This window comes from Roseovarius tibetensis (assembly GCF_050896375.1).
GTDB lineage: Bacteria > Pseudomonadota > Alphaproteobacteria > Rhodobacterales > Rhodobacteraceae > Roseovarius > Roseovarius tibetensis.
Genome location: NZ_JBPBBB010000008.1, coordinates 119736 through 140562 on the forward strand (window position 1 = coordinate 119736; position 20827 = coordinate 140562).

Here is a 20827-nt window from a genome sequence, read left to right on the forward strand (position 1 = left end):
GTTGAGGTGGCGTTGAGGTGGAACGCACTGATCTGTTCGACACATAATCGCCGCGCGGACCCGAGAGACCTGAGCCAACCGCCGGTCGCCCTGTCGCGCTGTCGCGCGGCATTCAGAGGTGGTTCGGATGAACGTCGAAATCCTGTGCCAGCTCGATCAGCGTCTTCTCGCCCTTGATCGCCGCCACCGCGACTTTCGCCTTGAATGCCGGGCTGTGGTTCCGGCGCGGTCGTCTTGTCATGGTCTTCTCCTCGCTTGCAGCATCATGCTGCTATTGCGCGGAAAATCCACCTATCCCGGCTGTTCAGATTCCCGGAGCCACCTCTCCGAGCCCACACTCAACGGTCGGATCGGCTGCGCTTCTGCGTATGCAGTGTGCGTTAGCAAAGGACTATACGGCTGGAACAGCAACTTGCTGGCGCAGGCGCTCTCTTACGCGTTCGTACACGGCAACCGGCACAGTTGCCCCAACTTCAAACGTCACAGCCACTGCATATGGAATGGGGACATCCAGATCCCCCGCTGACGGCTTGCAGGACACGTTTAACACAATGTCCCCATCATCTACGAAGGGCTTCGCGTCGTCTCCGGCCCAGCGTCGATGAAACACTGTCCCACGTCCATACGCATTGTGAGAGGGCTGGTCTTTTGCGTTTCCTACTCCAAGCGACAGTCCCTTGTCGCCGCCATGATTGATGTCCAGCTTGGCCATTCGATACATCCGATGGGCGACATTCAGCGGGGAAAGCCAGGCGGCAGTCGCTGTCACTGCACGAAAGCCGCCGAGGTTTTCGAGTTCGGCCGGGATCGGAATGCGAAACTCGTCCGTTTCCTTGGCGTGTATCGTGTTCCATCCGATCAATGTTGCCCTGTTTTCGGCGCAATCAATTACACGATCAATGTCTACAACTCCAAACCCAAGCAGGCGGGCAGCGTCGTCGCGCCGATGTTCCCAGTAACCCGTCCCATTCTCCTTCGAGATTTCTTCGATTTTGGCAGCAATCTCCGGGTCCCACTTGGCCGCGTGGACAAGCAATGCCTTGAGAACGACTGCATGAAACGAAGGGTCCACGGCGGGATGTGGCGGTTCCACCGGGAGTTTTTCCAGCGCTTCCAGGATACGCAATGCGCCGTGTGTCGCCACAGCTGTCGCAACACTGGTACCGCTAAAGTTGAGCTTCTTAGACGTTTCGCCCGCAGTGCCAGGGGCGGCTGCCCCGATCCCAAAGAAGCGCCCCGGCTGTAGTACGGGGGTTACGGATATCGGCGCGGTATTCGTACGCGTTCGAATGTGCTCACGTCCGCCCGGCAGTAAGAGCTCCGGCTTTACGCCCCTCAGATAGCCGAGGCCCTGTGCCGAGCTTGGGTTTGGTAGGAAGGGGCTAGCATATGGATCGACAGCCATGGCACCGGCGCCGTTGGGCCCAATCTCATCGAAATGCGCGGCCCCGATCGTCAAGCTGTTGAGGCCTTCAGACGGTGCGAGAAGACGGCGATATGCGCGGTTCCGCAGGATTGCCTTCAGGAGAATAGTTTCCCGCTCTTCAGGCGCTGCATCCTCGAAGTCGGACCATACTGCAATCTCTTCGAGCGGCACCGCGTCAGGAATATTGCCAGCGCTTACCAAAACGAGAACGCCATACTGCCAGGCGAGGTAATCGATCAGCCGTGCCCAAGGGCTCAGAACACCCGCGAAACGGCGTTTCAGATCCCCCAAGGACATATTAACGATACGGACCGTGGGCGCTGTGGGCTCTTCGTCGCCTTCGCCTTCAAACATCCGAAGAAACGCACGCCAGATCAGGTCGATGGCCAGTTTGTCCGGGGGCATTCGTTCTTCGAATGCATCAAAACCAACCTGTTGCGGATACATTACCGGACGCACATAGAGGCGACGTGTAACCGGGCCGGTTGGGGCGGCGCTGTTCAAATCGCCGTGCAGAATCAGCGAGGCCATGCTCGTGCCATGTACCTGCTGGGCTGCCTGACCATACTGCGCAGCAAAGTCATCGGGATCGTCTATTTCCAGCCGGTCGGCCAGCTTCTGGTGCTGGGCCATCGGCATGCCATCAAGGAGGGCAGCAACTGGCGGCGCCAGCTCAGCCTCTCCATCAGGTTTAATATCGCTGGCATCTTCCAGGTCCGGGCCGTGAGGGTCTGTCACAAGGGATTGGGGCCGCAGCACCATTACTTCGTCGAATGCGGCGAGCCCAATGTCTGGATGGTCCAGAATGCTTTGCACAAACTCCGGACGAACTTCTACTAGCGCTGCGTCGTACCGAATTTCGGGGATCGTGGCACGATCACGCAGTTGGCCTCCGGCTTCACCAATGACTGCTGCAAGCCGTTGATGCGCCCGGTCACGAAGGGCGACGGTCGCCCGATACCAGAATTCCACCTCAAAGCGGACCGGATCATCGGGGAAGTCGCGAAGACGCTCCAGCCACTCATTCTTGGCGTCTTCCGTCACTCTGTCCTGTGGGCCCCAGGGTCGAATATCGGATAGGTGCGCGAAGACCCTCTTCCACTCCGTATGAGGCCGGGTGATCTCTTCACCGTTTTTGTAGCGGTTCCAAAGGCTTACCAACTCTCGCAACGCTACTGCGTCGGGCAAAGTGAAGAAAAGGCGGCGTGGTACGGCTTTATCTTCCCGGCGGTTGCCATCTTTATCCGTCGTCGCAAAGTCGTCGTCTGGTTCAACCTCATCTTCGTCTTCGCCCAGCAATTCAAGTCCGCTGATCTGGCTGAGGGCACGGTGAAAATCCACAACAGTGCTTGCGATCTCAAAGACCAGCGCCCGTTCGGGCGCAATCGCGGCGGGATCATCCTGTAGCGCTGCGAGACGTTGTGCATCGGGAAGAGCTTGAGACAGCCGGTCGAACTTCGGCCCGACCCGCTGTGCCTGCCGGTCGACGGAAGGAGCTGCAACCTTCTCCTGGATAGGCACAGCACGCCCCTTTGGTGTCGTGCGATTTGGTTGCAGCAATCCGAGAAGAGGACGTTCAGCCATCGATTACTTCGCGCCCTCTTCTTGTCCGACTGGTTTGGCGCGATCTTCCCAGGCCTTAATTTGATTCGCAAAGATGGTTTTAAGAGGGATCTCCCGCATGGAGAGCACTTCCCGCCGCCGAATATCCAGAATGAATTCCTCTGCCTCGGCATAGCTAATCGGCCCAAGGCGTTTCGCCAAAGTCGCAGGCGCGATACCCGGCTTCCCATCAAACTGCTGGAAATGCCTGTCAAAGTAAGTTGTCAGTTCTTTTTCGGTTGGAGCCGGCAAAGGCAGGCGAAGCTGGAAACGTCGCCAAACGGCTCGGTCGAGCAACTCCGCATGGTTCGAGGCTGCAATAATGACCGCATAGCTTGGGAGCTCATCGACATGCATTAGCAGTGACGATACGACCCGCTTAATCTCTCCGGTTTCATGAGTGTCTCCGCGTTCCTTTCCCACGGCGTCGAATTCATCGAAAAATACCACGCAGGGCGTCGTGCGCACGTAATCAAACACGCGCTTCAGCCGGTTAGCAGTTTCACCGAGATAGCTGCCAATCAGTGCCTCATAGCGAATGACAAAGAACCGAACTGCCAGCGCTTCGGCAATCGCTTCTGCCAAGGACGTCTTGCCGTTACCGGGAGGCCCTACCAGCATGACCCGGTGTCGAGGGTCTAGCCCGTGAGACCGCAGCAAGCTCGCACGCTGCTGTTCTTCGATAAGCTGATCAACGGTCTCTCGGGTCTGGTCAGCTAGGACCATGTCGCTTAGCTGAAGCTTTGGGGTCAGTTCCGCTAGAAATTCGCGGCCACGGCTTCCGGTGTCATGAGCCGCGTGGTTAAGTGTGCGCGTACCATTCCCATTAGTGTGCAGAGCGCGGGCGAGCCGATCAGCAAGTACCCGGTGCTGTTTGGCTTTCTCCTCAGCAATGATGCTCTCCACAGCAGTACGGACGGCCTTCTTGTCGCCGCTCACACTCGCTTTAACTAGAGAGATGAGTAGATCACTGCGCGCCATCTGCCCCGATCCCGTTTTTTGATCTCTTCAGTTTTTCAATCAGCGCTTCAACGATCCAGTGGTTTCGCGATACAGGCACTTCCGCGTTGTCCACGCACGAGTCGATGTCTTTGAGGATGTGTTCCGGGACCCGGACTGTCACGGGAACACGTCCCTTATCGTTTCTTTGATCGTTCATAGACAAATGCCACTGTGATGTCACAATGACGCCGTATCGAAGTCACTGTGATATGTCGACCAGATTGTTGGTTTTGCCGTGCTCACAATCTGGAAGTTGGGGTGACCCGAGAAACGCCAAGGGAATGCTCACGGGTGCTGTTACTCCAGTCAAGCCCTACTACGGTCCCAGTTTTGCGAAGCCACCTTCCTGCGCTTTACCACCGCTCAGGCTAGACTCGGCTGCATGCGCACCGAAAAGGTGCGTTCTGCTGCTCAAGGAACAATCAGATCCGCTTCGGTGAATGTCCGCTGACGATCCCGGCCAATCGAACCGATTAACGTTCCGGTCTGCCTGCGAGCTTTCGCCGCGCTCCTCATGAATGGCCGCTAAGGGCCGGGCACGTCAAAAAGGCCACCCACGGTTCGCAAATTTGCAGGGTCAGCTCTCTGCGCATCACGGCCATTCGAGCCTGATGCGGCAAAGGTCAGTTCCAGCCTAAACCCGTTAGCCTACACCCAACCGGAACATTCCTTTCCAACTCAATTCCGGTTTCTGCCTGCATTCCGGTCCTGCCGCCATGCTTTGCTTGATACCGGCGCGAATCCACGCCTCATGTCAGGACGAGGAAAGGGGAGAAACCCATGGTCAAAAGGCTGAAACTGAATGAGAAAAATGTCCGGGAGGCCGAGAACCTCGGGCGGGACTACCAGATCTTCGATACCGACGTGCGGGGGTTCTCGATCACCATATATCCTTCGGGAAACCGGGCGTTCGCCCTGGATTACCGGATCGGCGGGCGGCAGCGGCGAATGACCATCGGGCGCTGGCCGGAATGGAACACGGTGGCCGCGCGCGAACGCGCCAAGGAGCTGCGTCGCGACATCGACGAAGGCTTCGATCCGCTCAGCCTGCGCGAATTGGCGCGTGAGGCTCCTCGGGTCAGCGACATGATCACGCGCTACCTCGAAGAGCACACCCCGCATCTCGCCCCTCGCAATGCCGCCGACCAGCACACCATCATGCACAAGCTGGTGGCACCCGACTGGGGCAACAGGCTGGTGACCGAGATCACCAAGGCCGATGTGGAAAAGCTGCTATCGAAAATTGCGGCGGGCCGCGCACGGCCCTCGAAGACCAAACCCAACAACCGGGCCCGTAAGTTGCAGGGGGCAAAGCCCACGCCGGTGCGCGCCAACCGCGTGGGCGAGGTGCTGCGCAAGATGTTCTCGCTGGCGGTTGACTGGGGCTGGCGCGACGACAACCCCGCCAGCGGCTTTCGCCGCCGGCTCGAGAATGAGCGCGAACGATTCCTGACGCCCGAGGAAATCGGTCGACTGGCCAAGGCGCTGGACGCCGCGGAGGACCAGCGCGCCGCGGGGATCATCCGGCTCTGCATGCTGACCGGTGCGCGGGTCGGTGAGGTCCGGCAGGCCCGGTTCGAGCAGTTCAACCTCGATCTCGGCAGCTGGTCAAAACCCGCCGCCACCACCAAGCAGCGCAAGATCCACCGCATCCCGATCTCGAACGAGGTCGCAACCATCGTGCGCCAGCGCCAGCTTGTGGTGCCATGCGGCAATCCATGGCTGTTTCCCAGTGACACGCCCGGCCAGCCGGTGCAGGAAATCCGCCGGTTCTGGAAGGCCATCCAGACGGAAGCCGACCTGCCCGGGGTGCGGGTTCACGACCTGCGGCACACATTCGCCTCCCTGCTGGTCAGCGGCGGAGCATCACTCGAGATGATCGGCAAGCTGCTGGGCCACACGCAAATGCAGACGACCCAGCGTTATGCGCACCTGATGGATTCGCCGCTGCGCGAAGGGCTCGATACCGTTGCCAGCATCTTCCGGCCCCGCCCGCAGCTGGTGCACGATGCCGACGAGGACCGGAAGGGTGCCTGATGGGGGTACGCAAGGGCCCCCTTTTCCCTATGCCGCTCAGACCCTTTCGCGCAGCGCCCGCCAGATCGGTGCGATCTTCTTTCGCGTGGTGCTCTCTTCCGGGATATCGCCCGTCGGCGAGTTCTGCGCGAACCACTCCTGCACTTCGGTGACCAGCTCGCCCTGCGTCGCGGGCAGGCCATGGTCGTTGATCCGTTGGATCAGCATGATATTGACCCCCTCCCAATCGTAGCGGGGCATCGCCCCTGGCGATTGTGCCGGCCGGCGCAGCAAGTCGCGATCCTCCTCGAACCTTTGCGCCTCGTCGGCCATCAGCATCAGATCGGTCCGCTTGATCAGCACGCCATCCGCCGGGTCGGTGATGTATTGCCACTCGGCTCGGCCCGGCACGCGAATGCGGAACACCCGGCATTCCTCCTCGCTCGGGCCGTGACGGCGGAACATGCGCATCATGTCGGCAGCGCTCACCGCCACGATGCCCGCCACCGGTTCCTTGCCGCAGATCACCGAGGCGATGCTGGTGACCAGCGTCAAATGACCGGTCGCGACCCATTCGGCAATATCGGCCGCAGGACGACCCCAACGTGCGGAAACTTCGGTCAGGGAATAGAAAGCTCTGGGTGGCAGGGTCATGAGTTGTGCATCCTCTCTTCACTCGACAACACCCGGGTCAGCAACGGGTGCTTCAGGGATCGCGTTCAGAAACAGCGCCCTGGACATAGGATCGCGGTCGTTGAACACGCCTCAGGGCGTCATCATCGCCCATGTCCTGAGAGCCCGGCGAAATGCACGCCGGTGATCGGGAACACGAACAGCAGGAATCGCCCTTAGCTGACCAGGCGACGCTATTCGCCTTTAGGGAGAATTGTAATTGGCATCCCCGTCAGATTCGGTCAGGGACGAAACATGGACAATAAACGCCTCGGCAAAGCCCTCGACATCATGCGCCTGGCCGAAGAAGCCGCCGCCCGGCCGGACGGTATCAGCCTCGTGCAGATGACCGAGATCTTCGGCGTGAACCTGCGCACCGCTCAGCGCATGTCCCGCGCGCTGGAAGACGCGTTTCCGATGGTGCAGACCTACACGGATGGGGATCGGCGCAAGTGGTGGCAGCTGAGCGACCATCGCCTGCTGCACATGCAGGGCCTGCGCGACAGCGAGCTGTCGGCGCTGGACATGGGCATCCGGCGCGCGGAACGCGACGGGGCGTTGACCGAGGTTGCCGCGCTCACCTCGCTGCGCAACCGGTTGCTGGCCACAATGCCGACGCCACTTGCCCGGCGCGCCGAAGTCGACGCCGAGGCGATTCTGGAGGCCAGGGGCCATGCCTGCCGTCCGGGTCCGCGCGCCCGGTACGATCCATGGGTTCTCGGCGTGATCGATGCGGCCCTCAAGGGGCCGTTCATGATGGAGATCGACTATGCCGGTGCGTGGGATGCGACACCGAGGTCGCGGGCCGTAGAGCCTTACGGCGTTCTGTTCGGCATGCGTTGCTATCTGATCGCGCGAACGAGCGGAAATGACGCTGCCTGCCGACACTTCCGCCTCGACCGGATCAGCCGCGCCTCCCTGCTGCCCACCTCCTTCGTGCGCGATCCCGGATTCGATCTGGCCGCGCATTCCGCCCGGGCGTTCGGATCGTTTCACTCGGAGGCAGAATATGGCCCGGTGGTTTGGCGTTTTGCACCTTCGGCAGCTGCCGTCGCGCGCGATTTCGTCTTTCATCCCGATCAGCAGGTCGAGACGGAGGCCGATGGCAGCCTGACCATCCGCTTCACCGCCGGCGGCTGGCTGGAGATGGCCTGGCACCTCTACCAGTGGGGTGACACGGTCGAGGTGATTGCCCCGCCCGAGTTGCGCGCCATGGTGGACGCGCATCGCCGCGGCGATTTTCCGGCGCTGCCCTGACGCCTGACGCACGACCGGAGAGCAGCGGATCGGGGTTTTCCGCGCGCCGTCCGAAGTGTGCTGATGCGTGCCGTTGAACGCGGCTCGGCATCGCCCGGGACGCCGAGCGGCGGACTCGACCTGCCCCTGACCTGCGGAAACGGCGGAATGGCGCTGGGGGGTGCGCCCGTTCCGCTTTCCGCCAGAACGGCAAATCGCCAGTAAAACATGGGGCGGAATGGCCCCCGGCGCTTCAATTCCGGTCTCTGCCTAGGTTCCGCCCCTGCACGTCTGCTTCGCTCTGCCCGTCACCGGCATTCGCCGGGATCTGGAAAGGAGTTCGACATGCAGACAACAGCCCCTGCCCCGCAGGACAACCCCCTGAACCTGCTGGCCGACTGGATCAGCCGCGAGCAGCTTGCCGGTGAACTCGGGCTTACCCGCGACACGCTCGCCCGCTGGGAAGCCCGCCAGCTGGGACCGCCCTGCACACGGATCGGCCGCAAGGTGTATTACCGGCGCGCCTCGGTCGAGGACTGGATCAATGCGCAGGAACAAAGCCGCCCGGCGACCCGGACACGCCGGGGGCGCAAATGACACGAGATATCTCCCCACCCCGAAGCGTAATGACCGAAGATCCGCATTGGCTTTCCGACCGGCTGAGTGAGGCCCGCGCGGTGATCGCCGACGTGGCGCATCACTCGGACCACCTGATCCGTCTGGCCTGCCAGGTGCTGGCCCGCCACGGCGAGTGCGAAGCCGAGCGCAGGGAGGCACAGGTTCTGTTGCTGATCGTCGACGCACGCACGCCGCAGCGCCACGGCCGGCACCAGCGCCCGGACGCGGATGACGATCCCGAGGTGATGTCATGACCCAACGTGGCACGCCCGAGGCGGATCTGCAGCGCGCGGTTGTCGCAGCCCTGCGCTTCGCCCTGCCGAAAGGGGCGATCATTCATCACTGCGCCAACGAAGTGACTCAGCCCGGCCCGCGCGGGGCGACGCGCCAGGCGATCCTGGTCGGCATGGGCGTCCATCGGGGCTTTGCCGATCTGATGGTGCTCAGTGGTGGCCGCGTGCTGTTTCTGGAGCTGAAATCCCCCTCGGGCAGGCTCAGCCCAGCACAGGCGGCGTTTCGCGATGCCGTGCAGGCGCAGGGCTTTGGCTGGGCGCTCGTGCGCTCGCTTGATGACGCGCTGGGCGCGCTGGCGGATCACGGGATCACCACGCGCGTGGTGCAACCAGATGCCACCGGGAGCGCGGGTGCCCGCCCAGCGCGGAGGGCCGACCCATGAGCCACGCCGCCACCAACTGGGCCATCCAGCAGCGCGGCCTCAAGCCCACCACCAAGATCGTGCTCTGGCATCTCTGTGATCGGTTCAACCCGGATTACGGCTGCTTTCCCTCGCAGGAGCGGCTGGCACATGACTGCGAGATCAGCCGCTCGACGCTGAACGAGCATCTTGGGCGGCTGGAGGTGGCCGGCCTCCTGCGACGCGTGCCGCGCATTCATCCCGTTACGAAGCGGCAGATGCCCACGCGCTACATTCTGGGGTTCGAGCCGGGCATTGCCCCAGATGCTCTACCCCCGTGTCCGAAAACCGGACGCGGCGATCAGGACCCCGCAGATCCTTTCCCGGACGCCGAGGGGGGTGCGGACGAAACGCTCGGGGCGCCAGAGCCGTGTCCGGAAACAGGACACGGTATCGAGGCCGGAGCCGTGTCCGATTTTCAGGCCGACCCGTGTCCGGAAAATACCCTGACCCGTGTCCGGAATCCGGACACTAACCCTGTAAGGGAACCTTTAAGGGAATCAGTAAAGGAGGAGGAGGGCGCGCCGGCGCGCGATGCCGATTTTGATCGGTTCCTTGCCGAGCTGCTCGGCGCGCTGGGCCTCGATCCGGGTGGCGCCCTCCCGGGCTGGTGGCAGGGCTGGCCTGCCCGGACCCATGTCCGCCGCTGGATCGACGATCTCGGGCTCTCGAAGGACCGGATCCTCGAGGTGGCCCGCGACACCCGCCGCGATCATCCCGACCCGCCCGACGGACCCAAGGCGCTCGATCGCGCCATGGCCCGCGCCGCGCGCCACGATGCGCAAGGATCCGCGTCCGGTGCCGGCGGCCGAACGGCCAAACGGCAGCGCAAGCGCGATGCCGGCCTCCCGCCCGGCGAGGACGAGCTAGCCGCGTTCTACGCCGATCTGGTGAACTCCGACCGGTTCCTGCCCGCCGGCATGATCAGCAACGCCATGTGCGCCGCCATGCTGGCCCGCGGGCTGGTCACGCGAGAGCGGCTGCAGGCCAGGGGGGTGCAGTGAATGGCTTGGTGTTACCTCCCCGGCACGGAGTGTCCCTCTGCGCAGGCGGCGGAGGCCTTGATCTGGGCGTCATGCTCGCCGAACCCGGCTACCACACCCGGGCCTTTGTCGAGTGGGAGGACTGGCCCCGCGCCGTCCTCATCGCCGCCCAGCGCGCAGGTTACTTCGCTCCGGCCCCGATCTGGGACGATCTGCGCAGCTTCGACGCCCGGCCCTTCCATGGGGCGTTCGACACGGTCCTTGCCGGATATCCCTGCCAGCCGTTCAGCGCCGCCGGAAAGCGCGGTGGGGCCGACGATTTCCGTCACCTCTGGCCCGAGGTCGCCCGGGTTGTCCAGGATTGCGCTCCCGAATGGGTCTTCATCGAGAACGTCGCCGGCCATGTCAGCCTCGGGCTCGAAACCGTGCTGCGAGAGCTTTGGGGATTGGGCTACACTCCTGCGGCGGGTCTGTTCAGCGCGGCAGAGGTCGGCGCGCCGCACCAGCGGCTCCGCATCTTCATCCTGGCCCACACCGATGAGCCTGCATCCCGGCACGGCAAGCTACAACCCGGCGAGCAAGAACGACTTGACGCGCAAGGCGGAAGCGTTGGCGCTGGGCATCGCGAAAGCGATGTCGGACCAGTGGCCGACTCCGGCAGCACAGAACTGGAAGGGCAGCAGCGCGGCCAGCGTTACGCGGGCGGATGGCAAGAGCCGGATGGATATCCTGCACTACCGGGCGGAGCAGGGCTTCACCCGCCCTGCCCCGGCGATCACGCCGCATGGGCTGCCATCCTCGCCGCACGCCCCGATCTCGCGCCCGCTCTGGGCTTCGATGATTGCCTCGCATGGGCGCGCCGCATGTCGCCGCATCCTGAAGGGCCGGTCGCGGCGGCGGCTGAACCCGCTCTTCGTCGAATGGCTGATGGGCTGGCCCATCGGGCACGCGCTCTGCGCCTGCTCGGCAACGGCGTTCACCCTCTGGCAGCAGCGCACGCGTGGCGCGCTCTCGCAGCTGCCCATGGCCTCGGGCCCGTGGATCTGGCGGCCCACGGAGGGGCCGGACGGCCCAGCGCAGATGGATCTCTTTGAAGGATTGCAGCCATGAGCATGCAGCAACGGATCGGCCGCACGGACGGTCACCGCGTGAAACGCGCACTGGGCGTGCAAGCGGCGCTGGAATGGGCGTTTCGGATCGAGAAGGCGCAGCTGGAACTGCCCCCGCCAAAGGACGTGCTGGAGGAAAGCTCGGGCTTCGGTTTGGAATACGTCCTCATGCAGCGCGCGGCGCTGGGCTGCAAGGTTGACGGTGGCCGATACAAGATGGGCAGCTGCACCCATGCGGATGCAGAAGTGATCGCGGCCACCGTCGCCGGGATGCCCGACAGCCTCGGCGGCAAGCGCATGGCCATCAGAGTGGTTGAACTCGCGCGCGCTGGGCTCACGCCGGACTGGATGCCCGGTGCCGTTCCGCGCTGCGTGCCGGTGGAGATGAAACGCAACCGGCATGGCGACCGCGCTGTGACGGAAGTCGTGGACACCGAGCGGGTGCAGGTGGGCGGCAAGTGGCGAACCGTCGAGGTCCGTGCCTGTCCCGTGACATTCTCCCCGGACCCACGGCAGATCGAAGCTGCGCGGAGCGCCTATGACAATTGGTGGCAAGCGTTGGGCTGGGTGCGGGATGGATTGATCGGGGGCGGAATGCTGCGAGAGATCAAAGTGAAGGCGGTGATGCCGAAGGTGCGACCTTGGGCATAAAGCACCCAATGCAAACCCAGATGAAAACGACTCACCTGCTATGCAAACTTGATGAACAGCTCGTCCTCCATGCCGAGTTCGGCCAGGATGAACTTCATCCTCTCAAATTTGGTCGTCGAATCGATATTCCCCTCAACGAAATAGCCTTCCGCGACCTGGACCGACTGACGCAGGCTCGCGGGATCGGCAGTCAGTTGGATGCGATCCCCAAGCTTTGTGCCTTTGAAAGCATCGGGCTGCTCGGAAAGCAGAAGCTGGATGACCTCGACATAAAGGCGGCTGACCTGCGTCACCCAGAGCCGGTTCCCCAGGAAAACGGCATATTCCAGTTTCTTGAACTTCGGCTCCTCCGCCTCGAAAATGTTGACCTCTTCGGCATCAGGGCCGACCAACACATCCACGCTGGGCGCGGGCCAGACTTCAAGAAAGCGCTGGGCGATACGTTCTGCCCGTGCCTCGACCTGAGCCACATTCCAGTGATCAAGGGTCTGCAAGTCGCGATTGAGCCACAGACGGCTGAAACGGTAACCCTGCTCGCCGCCGCTCTCGTTCATGTCCCGTTTCTCGGCAAAGGTCTTGTTGCCAAGGCGGCCATTATTGCCAGACAACGTCAGGTTGCCGATGGTGTTCAGATACTGCTCTCCCATCGCAGCATAGTCATCTTCATCGACGGTGTTGCGCCATTCCGGATCTGGGTTTTGCGGGAAGATATGCTCGATCGTGATACCCGGCAACGTGACATCGACGATCTCTCGGTTGTTGTGGTTCTCTAGAAGGTCAAAGAAATAGATACGCGTGCGGCCCTTGACGCTGTACATGTCCTTCTCCTTGAGGACAGCGAGCACTTCGGGGTCGCGCGGAAAACGCTGTGTGCCGCCACGCTGCATCAGCGCCCGCTGGACCGATTTCAAATAGTCCTCGGTCTCCGCCCGGTCATATAGGCCCATGAAGATCTTGTTCAGCGCGTTGGTGGGCAGGCCCAGAATGGCCCGGCGCCAGACATAGCTTTGCACCAGCCGCAGCACCTCGGCGAAATCATCGCGGGAAATCACCTCCGCCTGGAAATCCCGATAGACCGGCATCAGGAACGGGTAGGACACGTTGATTTCGAGTGTGCGGATGTAGCCGAGTTCGCGGGCAATCTCGGCGTCTGGCTCAAGAGTAGGGTTCAGCAAACGCGCATAGACATTCGACAGATCGCGAATTTCGACCAGCGCCTCCATCAACTCGGGCGAGTTTGGCCTGGGAAAGCGCTCCTTGAACTTGGTATAGACCGCGCCCTTGTTGGGAATATCCTTCTGCTTCAGAGTCAGATAATCTCGGATGAAATCGGACACGCGGCTTTCATTCACTTCGAGATTGCGCGCATTGCGCTCAATCGGCTCCCAGAATTTCCGGAAAGCCTGCTCCTGCTCTTTGCGGGGCAATCCCATCAGGATATAGTTGCGGATCAGGTCAGATTGCGACAGCTCCAGCCCGGTCGAGTTCAGACTCTCGAAAATACGCTGTGGTTTGTCCTTCTGACGGTCCAGCGCAATATCGACAAAAATCAGCTTGGACAGGCCCTTCTGGACGATTGTCACGTTGGACGCATCAATCCTGCTCTGAAAAAAGCGGAAATTCTCGACCAGGCGCGAATACCCACTGACCTTGACCGCCTCCTGCGGATCCATGATCTGTGCCAGCGCAGCCTTGTTGTTATCAGTAGGTTTCAGCTTCAGCTTTTCAGCGTCTGCTGCAAACTCGTTGATCAGGAAGGTCTTGTAGACGCGCTGGGCTTCGCGCTCTTCACCAGCGGCGACCAGGTGGCGATAGATGGCGATGTAGATCAGGGTCAGGGTCGTCAGGCGCTGCTGGCCATCGATGATCGTGAACTCGCGCAGGCCCGCGACAGTATAAACGTCATCATGGACATAGACGATGCTGCCGATGAAGTGGCCAGACAGGTCATCACTGCCACCGACCTCGAGGATGTCCTTGAACAGCTGTTGGCACTGACCCTTGGCCCAGTCATAATTGCGCTGATAGACAGGAATTGCGAATGATGTCTCATTACTCGCCAGAAAACGATCAACCTTGGTCTCTGCTGCCTTCACCCTGTGCCTCCCAATCGAATATTCCGCCTTGACGCTATGAGATCGCGGTCGGAGAGTCACGCACGCTCGACAAGGTTTCCGCGGCAAGGGCCAGTTCAGCCTGAATATTTCTCGCGGCGAAGCAAAATTTTCTTGGGTCGGCACCCGATGATAAGGGGTCGCCCGGTCCGAAAAACCCGGTTAGGTTGCGGTCAGAAGACAAGGAATTCTCATGACCGCCATTGACCGCATCCTGCAATCCTACCGCGACGCTGCCGTCACCGAACGCGAAAAGGGCACATATTTCGAACGCCTTGCACTTGCATTTTTCCTCAACGATCCGGTTCAGGCCGAAGAGTACGAGGCGGTCTGGCCGTGGAGCGAATGGGGCAAGGCTCACGGACGGGACGCGAAGGATGTCGGAATCGATCTGGTTGCCAAACTGCGCAACGAGGACGGCTTTGCCGCAATCCAGGCGAAATTCTTCGCGGCGGACACCCGGATCCAGAAGGCGCATATCGACAGCTTCATATCCGCGTCCGGCAAGGCCCCCTTCAGCCGGCGCGTTGTCCTGGACACCACGGAGCGCGAATGGGGAATGAACGCGGAGGAAATGATCCGCGGGCAGTCGATCCCCGTCGTTCGCATCGGTCTGACCGATCTCAGGGAAAGCCGGATCGACTGGACAATTTTCGAGGCGCGCGGTGAAATCGTCCTGACCGCGAAGAAGACGCTGCTGACGCATCAGCGCGACGCCCTCGAAGCCGTCGAAAGCGGCCTGGAAACGGCCGATCGCGGCAAGCTCGTCATGGCATGCGGAACCGGGAAGACGTTCACCGCGCTGAAGATTGCCGAAGCGATGGCCGGGAAAGGCAAGCGCGTGCTGTTCATGGTCCCCTCGCTGGCCCTGATGTCGCAGACCGTGCGGGAATGGACCAACGACACCGACACGCCGATCCGCGCGTTTGCGGTCTGCTCAGACGCCCATGTCGGCAAACGTCGCAAGAGCGCCGGTGATGTCGCGGAGATCGAGCTGCACGATCTGGCATTTCCGGCCACCACGGATCCGCTGAAAGTCGCGGCCGAGGCGCGCGATGACGATCCGGACCGCATGACGGTGATCTTCTCCACCTATCAGTCGATCGTCACCCTGACCCGTGCGCAGGAAGCCGGGTTGCCCGACTTTGACCTCATCATCTGCGATGAGGCCCACCGCACGACCGGAGCGACCCTTGCCGGAGATGATGAATCAAATTTCGTCAAGATCCACAACAACGAGCACGTCGCGGGCCGCAAGCGCCTCTACATGACGGCCACACCGCGAATTTTCGGTGACAACGTCCGCAGCAAGGCCGACGAGGTCGGCGCCGAGCTGGCATCCATGGATAACCCAGACCTTTTCGGCGAGACCCTGTTCTATCGTGGCTTTGGCTGGGCGGTTCAGAACGGGTTGCTCACCGATTACAAGGTCATCGTCCTGGCCATGGACGAGGGGCTGGTCAGTGCCGCGGTCCAGAAACGTCTGGGCGACGCGGGCAGCGAACTGGTTCTCGACGACGCGACCAAGATCATCGGTTGCTACAAGGCGCTGACCAAGATCGACCTGAAAGCGGATGTCTCCGCTGATCCGCATCCGATGCGGCGCGCACTGGCCTTTGCCAAGGATATCCGCAGCTCCAAGCTGATCCGCGACGAGTTCAGCGCCGTGGTGGATGAATATCTCGGGCAAGACAGCCTGATCGATGTGGATGATCCATCGCCGCACCTCCGCTGCGAAATCGAACACGTCGACGGTACGTTCAACGCCAAGAGCCGCAGCGCGCTGCTTGACTGGCTGAAGGCAGACGCCGGTGACAATGTCTGCCGGGTTCTGACCAATGCGCGCTGTCTGTCCGAGGGTGTCGATGTCCCCGCGTTGGATTCGATCATGTTCCTGCATCCGCGCAAGAGCCAGATTGATGTCGTCCAGTCCGTTGGGCGCGTCATGCGCCGGGCCGAAGGCAAACATATGGGATATGTCATCCTGCCGGTGGGCGTCCCGGCCGGGGTTCCGCCCGACCAGGCGTTGGCTGACAATGAGCGGTATCGCGTTGTCTGGCAGATCCTGAACGCCCTGCGCGCGCATGACGAACGCTTTGACAGCACCATCAACAAAATGTCGCTCGGCCAGGATATCAGCGACAGTGTCGAGATCGTCGGCATCACTGCCGACTCTGAGGAGTTGCGGTCCGTCACGGCCGTCGTCGAAAACCTGCCCAGCAAAACGAGGGCCGCCGGGTCCGGTATCGGTTCGGGCAGCGGTGGCAATGGTGATGATGTCATTGAGGGCCCGGATCCCCGCCAGACCGAGATGACCTTTTCGATCGACGAGTTCTCGCGTGCCATCAAGGCCAAGATCGTCAAGAAATGCGGCACCCGGGATTATTGGGAGGACTGGTCCGCCTCCATAGCCGAAATCGCCAAGAACCACATCACCCGTCTGACCAGCCTTCTGGAGGCTCCCGACACCGAGGCTCGACACGCCTTCGATGCCTTCCTGGCCGAGCTGCGCGATGATCTGAACGATGCGCTCACCGAAGGCGATGCCATCGAGATGCTGGCGCAGCACATCATCACGCGCCCCGTCTTCGACACGCTGTTCGAGGGGCACAAGTTCACTGCCGAAAACCCGGTCTCCCGGGCCATGCAGCGCGTCCTCGATGTGCTGAACGAGGCGAACCTCGAGAAGGAATCGCGCGACCTCGAGAAATTCTATGCCAGTGTCCAGATGCGCGCGCATGGCATCACCGATCCCCAAGCCAAGCAGAAGCTGATCGTCGAGCTCTACGACAAGTTCTTCCGCAACGCCTTCCCGCGCACGACCGAGAAGCTGGGCATCGTTTACACGCCGGTCGAGATCGTGGATTTCATCCTGCACTCGGTCAACGAGATGTTACACGAGCACTTCGGTCAGACCCTCGGGTCGCGCGGCGTCCATATCATGGACCCCTTTACCGGCACGGGAACCTTCATCACCCGACTTCTGCAATCGGGCCTGATTGCGCCGGAGGAGCTGGAGCACAAGTATCGTCACGAGATCCACGCCAACGAGATCGTCCTGCTGGCCTATTACATCGCCGCGATTAACATCGAGGCGGTCTACCAGGGCATCGCCGACAGCGACGAATACTTGCCCTTCGAGGGGATCTGCCTCACCGACACCTTCCAGATGTACGAGGGCAAGGACGAGCTCGCGCTCTACATGCCCGACAACTCCGAACGCCGGACCCGGCAAAGGGAGCTGGATATCCGGGTGATCGTGGGTAACCCGCCGTATTCGGCGGGACAGCGGAGCGAGGACGACAACGCAAAGAACGTGGCTTATGCAAGCTTGGATCGCCGAATTTCTGAGACATACGCCGCGCGGACTACCGCAACTTTACACAGATTTCTCTATGACAGCTACATTCGGGCGATCCGCTGGGCATCAGACCGGGTCGGCGACGCTGGCATCGTAGCCTATGTCAGCAACGGCGGTTGGTTGGAGGGAAACGCGACGGATGGGATGCGCGCATGTCTGACCGAAGAGTTTTCGGACCTCTACATATTTCATCTTCGCGGCAATGCGCGAACGAGTGGTGAGCTTCGGCGCAAAGAAAAGGGCAATGTCTTCGGAGAAGGCACTCGGACACCCATCGTCATCAGTGTGCTCGTGAAGAACCCGGACGCGGCAGAGCATGGCCGGATCTTCTTTCATGACATCGGCGACTACCTGGATCAGAAGCAGAAGCTGGCGATCATTCGCGACTTTGGCGCCGTGAAGGGGATCAGCAAGGCAGACGGCTGGGAGCGGATCGCGCCGGACGATCAGAATGACTGGCTGAACCAGCGCGATGCCAGCTTCGATGCTTTCCTGAAGATCGGGCACAAGAAGAGCCGCGACGAGTTATCGTTGTTCGAGAACTACTCTTTGGGAGTGGTGACCAACCGCGACGCATGGTGCTTCAACTCAAGCAAGACTTCAGTGGAAGATAACATTTCTGAACTCGTGGCGTTCTATGAGGCGGAGAGAGAACGCCTCCACCGTGAGAATGCTTGGGACAAGGCCAAGGATGTTAGCGATCTGGTTCAAATCGAGCCCAAACGCATCGCTTGGACACGTAGCTTGAAAAACGACATCAAGCGAGACAAGCCATTAAAGGTTTCGGATGGAGCGATCATTCTTTCTGTTTACCGGCCCTTTTCCATGCAGTGGCTGCACTTTGGTCGCCGCTTGAATGAAGTCGTTTATCAGATGCCTCGGATCTTTCCTGATCCAGAAATCGAAAACCGCGCCATAGCAATCAAAGGAAACTGGCGCGCTGGAAGCCAGATTGCGCTTATGGTCGACAAAGTGATGTGCCTACAGCCAGATGGCGGCGCCCAATGCTTCCCCCTCTACCTCTACGAGCAGCAGGACGAGGAACCCGGCGGCCTCTTCGAAGGCCAGTCCTCCGGCCTCCAGCGCCGTGACGCGATCACCGATGCCGGGCTGACTCATTTCCAGGCGGCCTATCCGAGCGAGGAGATCACCAAGGAGCACATCTTCTACTACGTCTACGGCCTGCTGCATTCGCCCGACTACCGCGACCGCTATGCCGACAACCTGACCAAGGAGTTGCCACGCATCCCTTGTGTGAAGACCTACACCGACTTCCGCGCCTTCACCGACGCCGGGCGGCGCCTTGGCGACCTCCATGTCAACTACGAGACGGTGGAACCGTATCCGGTCACCTACAAGCAGGGCGACCCGCGCACCTGGGTCGTGAAGGATCCGGAAGCCTTCTACCGCGTCACCAAGATGAAATTCGCCGGCAAGCGCGGCGAGACCGACAAGACGACCGTGGTCTACAACGCCAACATCACCATGACCGACGTACCCCTGGAGGCCTACGAGTACGTCGTGAATGGCAAGCCCGCGCTGGAATGGGTGATGGAGCGGCAGGTGGTCAAGACCGACAAGGCCAGCGGCATCGTCAACGATGCTAACGACTACGCCAACGAGACAATGAACAACCCGGCCTATCCGCTGGAGCTGTTCCAGCGTGTCATCACGGTAAGCCTAGAGACCATGAAGATCGTGCGCGGTCTGCCGAAGCTGGAGGTGGCGTGATCCGGCCCCGAAGTTCCGAAAGCCATGACATACTTTTCTCGATGTCGCTCGGACAGAAATAAAAGGAATTCGTAATGGCACTTTTCGACTGGCTTTTGGGTGGCAATACGCCTGACCGCGGCACCGAGCGCAAACAGCGTGACCGGCCCGAGACGAGACAGCACACTCCCTTGGCCAAGAACCGAGGTCGCGCACCTCGGCAAGCACTTGACGTGCCGACAGACGATTTCCGCTTCGTTGCGCTGGATGTCGAAACATCATGCAGCGACTCCGCCAGCATTTGCCAGATCGGGCTCGCCTGTGTCTTCCCCGACAATCGGATCCATACCTTCTCGACGCTGGTGAACCCCGGTATGCGGTTCGATCCTTTCAACATCCGGCTGCACGGCATCGGCCCGGATCACGTGGCTGACGCCCTTCGATTTGACGAAGCCCTCGAGCATCTGCTGCCCCTGCTGTCTCGTCACCAGCTCGTTCAGCACAGCAATTTCGACAAGCAGGCCGTCACCGCTGCATGTCGGTGGTGCGGTCTGGATGCACCCGAATTCCGATGGTCCGATAGCGTCCGGATTGCGCGGCGGGCCTGGCCGGAGCTGAAAGGCAATGGCGGTCATGGGCTCGCAAACCTCAAGCAGGTGTTGGATCTCGACTTCCACCACCACGATGCCGGCGAAGACGCACGCGCGGCGGCCATGGTGGTTCTACGCGCGGAATCACATCTTGGGGTGCCATTCGATGATCTGATCAAGCCTGCCCCAAAGCGCAACCATGCGCCGGAAATCACCAAGGAGGGCAATCCTGCCGGTGCACTGGCCGGTTCGGTGGTCGTGTTCACCGGCGCGCTGGGCATGTCACGAACCGAAGCAGCGGAACTGGCCGCGAGCATTGGTATGTCCGTGAAGGCCGGCGTCACGCAGAAGACAACGCATCTGGTCGTAGACGATCAGGATCTGAGCGTGCTCGCAGGTCACCAAAAGAGCAGCAAACATCGCAAGGCCGAGGACATGCAGGGCAATGGCCACCCGATCCGGATTATCGGAGAAACCGAATTCAAAGCCATTGCGGCGGGCGCTGGACCCACCCGATTTGGATCATGAGGCTTGTCCAGCTGTCTGGTCGCGGAATTTCGCTTTGCCGAGGGCGAACGGCTGGAGTGCGCAGGGAACGGGCTTTGCAGAATTTAACCTGTTTACCGACAGCGGCCATTCGTGTAGATTGCGATGAATTTAGTTGAGAGCCCAAATTACCTTATGCTGCACTGCACGCAAGGGGCCAAAGGTGCAGAAAGCTGCGATTCGCCTCACCTTGGACGAATTAACGAGCAAGGTAGGAAATGGGCCTTGGAAAAAATCTTTGATTAGAAGTTGACTTGCATAAATAGATTTATTTTAACATCGACGAAAATTTTGTGTTCTGTTTTGGCGTTTCTGGGCGAGCGGAAGGTTGATCATGACAAAGCTTGATTCGATAATTGACTCGAGTGTCTCTGATTTTGGGCAACCTGATGATATTGAGGAACTTCAAACATTATTCGATCAGCTTTCATCGGATGATCAGAAATTTTTTATCATGCGTGCTGAACAAATTGGATTTGAGCGAAGCGATTACGGAA

The 20827-nt window shown here is 60.9% G+C and carries 15 protein-coding genes and 2 pseudogenes; 11 read left to right on the top strand and 6 right to left on the bottom strand.

Going from position 1 to position 20827, the window contains the following annotated elements:
- Nucleotides 1–115: 115 nt before the first annotated feature.
- From ACROSR_RS07945 to ACROSR_RS07960, 4 genes and pseudogenes are all read right to left on the bottom strand, one after another.
- Nucleotides 116–241 (bottom strand): annotated as a pseudogene (locus ACROSR_RS07945) (IS3 family transposase); the annotation flags it as partial.
- Nucleotides 242–391: 150 nt separating this feature from the next.
- The gene (locus ACROSR_RS07950) at nucleotides 392–3010 is read right to left on the bottom strand and encodes a S8 family peptidase (protein WP_432683785.1); all 2619 of its coding nucleotides are present in this window, start codon (nucleotides 3008–3010) and stop codon (nucleotides 392–394) included.
- 3 nt (nucleotides 3011–3013) lie between these two features.
- Nucleotides 3014–4009 carry an AAA family ATPase gene (locus tag ACROSR_RS07955; protein ID WP_432683787.1) on the bottom strand — a complete coding sequence of 332 codons (996 nt, stop codon included), beginning with the start codon at nucleotides 4007–4009 and terminating at the stop codon, nucleotides 3014–3016.
- Nucleotides 3996–4187 carry a YlcI/YnfO family protein gene (locus tag ACROSR_RS07960; RefSeq protein WP_432683789.1) on the bottom strand — a complete coding sequence of 64 codons (192 nt, stop codon included), beginning with the start codon at nucleotides 4185–4187 and terminating at the stop codon, nucleotides 3996–3998. Before ACROSR_RS07960 ends, ACROSR_RS07955 begins: the two co-directional genes overlap by 14 nt.
- A gap of 623 nt (nucleotides 4188–4810) precedes the next feature.
- On the opposite strand from ACROSR_RS07960, the gene ACROSR_RS07965 reads away from it, so the two are divergent.
- Entirely contained in the window at nucleotides 4811–6067 is a 1257-nt protein-coding gene (locus ACROSR_RS07965; protein WP_432683791.1) for a tyrosine-type recombinase/integrase, read from the top strand.
- A 36-nt stretch (nucleotides 6068–6103) separates the two neighbouring features.
- Here ACROSR_RS07965 and ACROSR_RS07970 read toward each other — a convergent pair whose 3' ends face one another.
- Complete coding sequence (locus ACROSR_RS07970) at nucleotides 6104–6700, bottom strand: hypothetical protein (protein ID WP_432683793.1); 597 nt, start codon at nucleotides 6698–6700, stop codon at nucleotides 6104–6106.
- A 273-nt stretch (nucleotides 6701–6973) separates the two neighbouring features.
- Here ACROSR_RS07970 and ACROSR_RS07975 point away from each other — a divergent pair, with 273 nt between their 5' ends.
- The 8 genes and pseudogenes from ACROSR_RS07975 (at nucleotide 6974) to ACROSR_RS08010 (ending at nucleotide 12009) form a co-directional block, all read left to right on the top strand.
- Nucleotides 6974–7975, top strand: coding sequence for a helix-turn-helix transcriptional regulator (locus ACROSR_RS07975; protein ID WP_432683795.1), 1002 nt, complete (start codon nucleotides 6974–6976; stop codon nucleotides 7973–7975).
- Nucleotides 7976–8299: 324 nt separating this feature from the next.
- The gene (locus ACROSR_RS07980; protein ID WP_432683797.1) at nucleotides 8300–8551 is read left to right on the top strand and encodes a helix-turn-helix transcriptional regulator; all 252 of its coding nucleotides are present in this window, start codon (nucleotides 8300–8302) and stop codon (nucleotides 8549–8551) included.
- 29 nt (nucleotides 8552–8580) lie between these two features.
- The gene (locus ACROSR_RS07985; protein WP_432683799.1) at nucleotides 8581–8826 is read left to right on the top strand and encodes a hypothetical protein; all 246 of its coding nucleotides are present in this window, start codon (nucleotides 8581–8583) and stop codon (nucleotides 8824–8826) included.
- Nucleotides 8823–9248 carry a VRR-NUC domain-containing protein gene (locus tag ACROSR_RS07990; protein ID WP_432683801.1) on the top strand — a complete coding sequence of 142 codons (426 nt, stop codon included), beginning with the start codon at nucleotides 8823–8825 and terminating at the stop codon, nucleotides 9246–9248. The genes ACROSR_RS07985 and ACROSR_RS07990 overlap by 4 nt, the downstream gene beginning before the upstream one ends.
- A complete protein-coding gene (locus tag ACROSR_RS07995; RefSeq protein ID WP_432683803.1) occupies nucleotides 9245–10270 on the top strand; it encodes a helix-turn-helix domain-containing protein in 1026 nt (341 codons plus the stop codon). Before ACROSR_RS07990 ends, ACROSR_RS07995 begins: the two co-directional genes overlap by 4 nt.
- Before the next feature lie 71 nt (nucleotides 10271–10341).
- A pseudogene (locus tag ACROSR_RS08000) lies at nucleotides 10342–10734 on the top strand (DNA cytosine methyltransferase); the annotation flags it as partial.
- A 52-nt stretch (nucleotides 10735–10786) separates the two neighbouring features.
- The gene (locus tag ACROSR_RS08005; protein WP_432683805.1) at nucleotides 10787–11359 is read left to right on the top strand and encodes a DNA methyltransferase; all 573 of its coding nucleotides are present in this window, start codon (nucleotides 10787–10789) and stop codon (nucleotides 11357–11359) included.
- Nucleotides 11356–12009 carry a hypothetical protein gene (locus tag ACROSR_RS08010; protein ID WP_432683807.1) on the top strand — a complete coding sequence of 218 codons (654 nt, stop codon included), beginning with the start codon at nucleotides 11356–11358 and terminating at the stop codon, nucleotides 12007–12009. The genes ACROSR_RS08005 and ACROSR_RS08010 overlap by 4 nt, the downstream gene beginning before the upstream one ends.
- A 38-nt stretch (nucleotides 12010–12047) precedes the next feature.
- Here ACROSR_RS08010 and ACROSR_RS08015 read toward each other — a convergent pair whose 3' ends face one another.
- On the bottom strand, nucleotides 12048–14105 hold the full coding sequence (locus tag ACROSR_RS08015; protein ID WP_432683809.1) for a DUF262 domain-containing protein: 2058 nt from the start codon (nucleotides 14103–14105) through the stop codon (nucleotides 12048–12050).
- A gap of 211 nt (nucleotides 14106–14316) precedes the next feature.
- On the opposite strand from ACROSR_RS08015, the gene ACROSR_RS08020 reads away from it, so the two are divergent.
- Both ACROSR_RS08020 and ACROSR_RS08025 read left to right on the top strand, forming a co-directional pair.
- Nucleotides 14317–19215, top strand: a complete 4899-nt coding sequence (locus tag ACROSR_RS08020) for a DEAD/DEAH box helicase (RefSeq protein ID WP_432683811.1) — start codon at nucleotides 14317–14319, stop codon at nucleotides 19213–19215.
- A gap of 74 nt (nucleotides 19216–19289) precedes the next feature.
- Nucleotides 19290–20312: an exonuclease domain-containing protein gene (locus ACROSR_RS08025; protein ID WP_432683813.1), complete on the top strand. Its 1023-nt coding sequence runs from the start codon at nucleotides 19290–19292 to the stop codon at nucleotides 20310–20312.
- Nucleotides 20313–20827: the final 515 nt, after the last annotated feature.

Excerpts from the sequence above, each read along its gene's own strand:
- ACROSR_RS07950 (WP_432683785.1), bottom strand. The coding sequence starts at position 3,010 with ATGGCTGAACGTCCTCTTCTCGGATTGCTGCAACCAAATCGCACGACA.
- ACROSR_RS07955 (WP_432683787.1), bottom strand. The coding sequence starts at position 4,009 with ATGGCGCGCAGTGATCTACTCATCTCTCTAGTTAAAGCGAGTGTGAGC.
- ACROSR_RS07960 (WP_432683789.1), bottom strand. The coding sequence starts at position 4,187 with ATGAACGATCAAAGAAACGATAAGGGACGTGTTCCCGTGACAGTCCGG.
- ACROSR_RS07965 (WP_432683791.1), top strand. The coding sequence starts at position 4,811 with ATGGTCAAAAGGCTGAAACTGAATGAGAAAAATGTCCGGGAGGCCGAG.
- ACROSR_RS07970 (WP_432683793.1), bottom strand. The coding sequence starts at position 6,700 with ATGACCCTGCCACCCAGAGCTTTCTATTCCCTGACCGAAGTTTCCGCA.
- ACROSR_RS07975 (WP_432683795.1), top strand. The coding sequence starts at position 6,974 with ATGGACAATAAACGCCTCGGCAAAGCCCTCGACATCATGCGCCTGGCC.
- ACROSR_RS07980 (WP_432683797.1), top strand. The coding sequence starts at position 8,300 with ATGCAGACAACAGCCCCTGCCCCGCAGGACAACCCCCTGAACCTGCTG.
- ACROSR_RS07985 (WP_432683799.1), top strand. The coding sequence starts at position 8,581 with ATGACCGAAGATCCGCATTGGCTTTCCGACCGGCTGAGTGAGGCCCGC.
- ACROSR_RS07990 (WP_432683801.1), top strand. The coding sequence starts at position 8,823 with ATGACCCAACGTGGCACGCCCGAGGCGGATCTGCAGCGCGCGGTTGTC.
- ACROSR_RS07995 (WP_432683803.1), top strand. The coding sequence starts at position 9,245 with ATGAGCCACGCCGCCACCAACTGGGCCATCCAGCAGCGCGGCCTCAAG.
- ACROSR_RS08005 (WP_432683805.1), top strand. The coding sequence starts at position 10,787 with ATGAGCCTGCATCCCGGCACGGCAAGCTACAACCCGGCGAGCAAGAAC.
- ACROSR_RS08010 (WP_432683807.1), top strand. The coding sequence starts at position 11,356 with ATGAGCATGCAGCAACGGATCGGCCGCACGGACGGTCACCGCGTGAAA.
- ACROSR_RS08020 (WP_432683811.1), top strand. The coding sequence starts at position 14,317 with ATGACCGCCATTGACCGCATCCTGCAATCCTACCGCGACGCTGCCGTC.
- ACROSR_RS08025 (WP_432683813.1), top strand. The coding sequence starts at position 19,290 with ATGGCACTTTTCGACTGGCTTTTGGGTGGCAATACGCCTGACCGCGGC.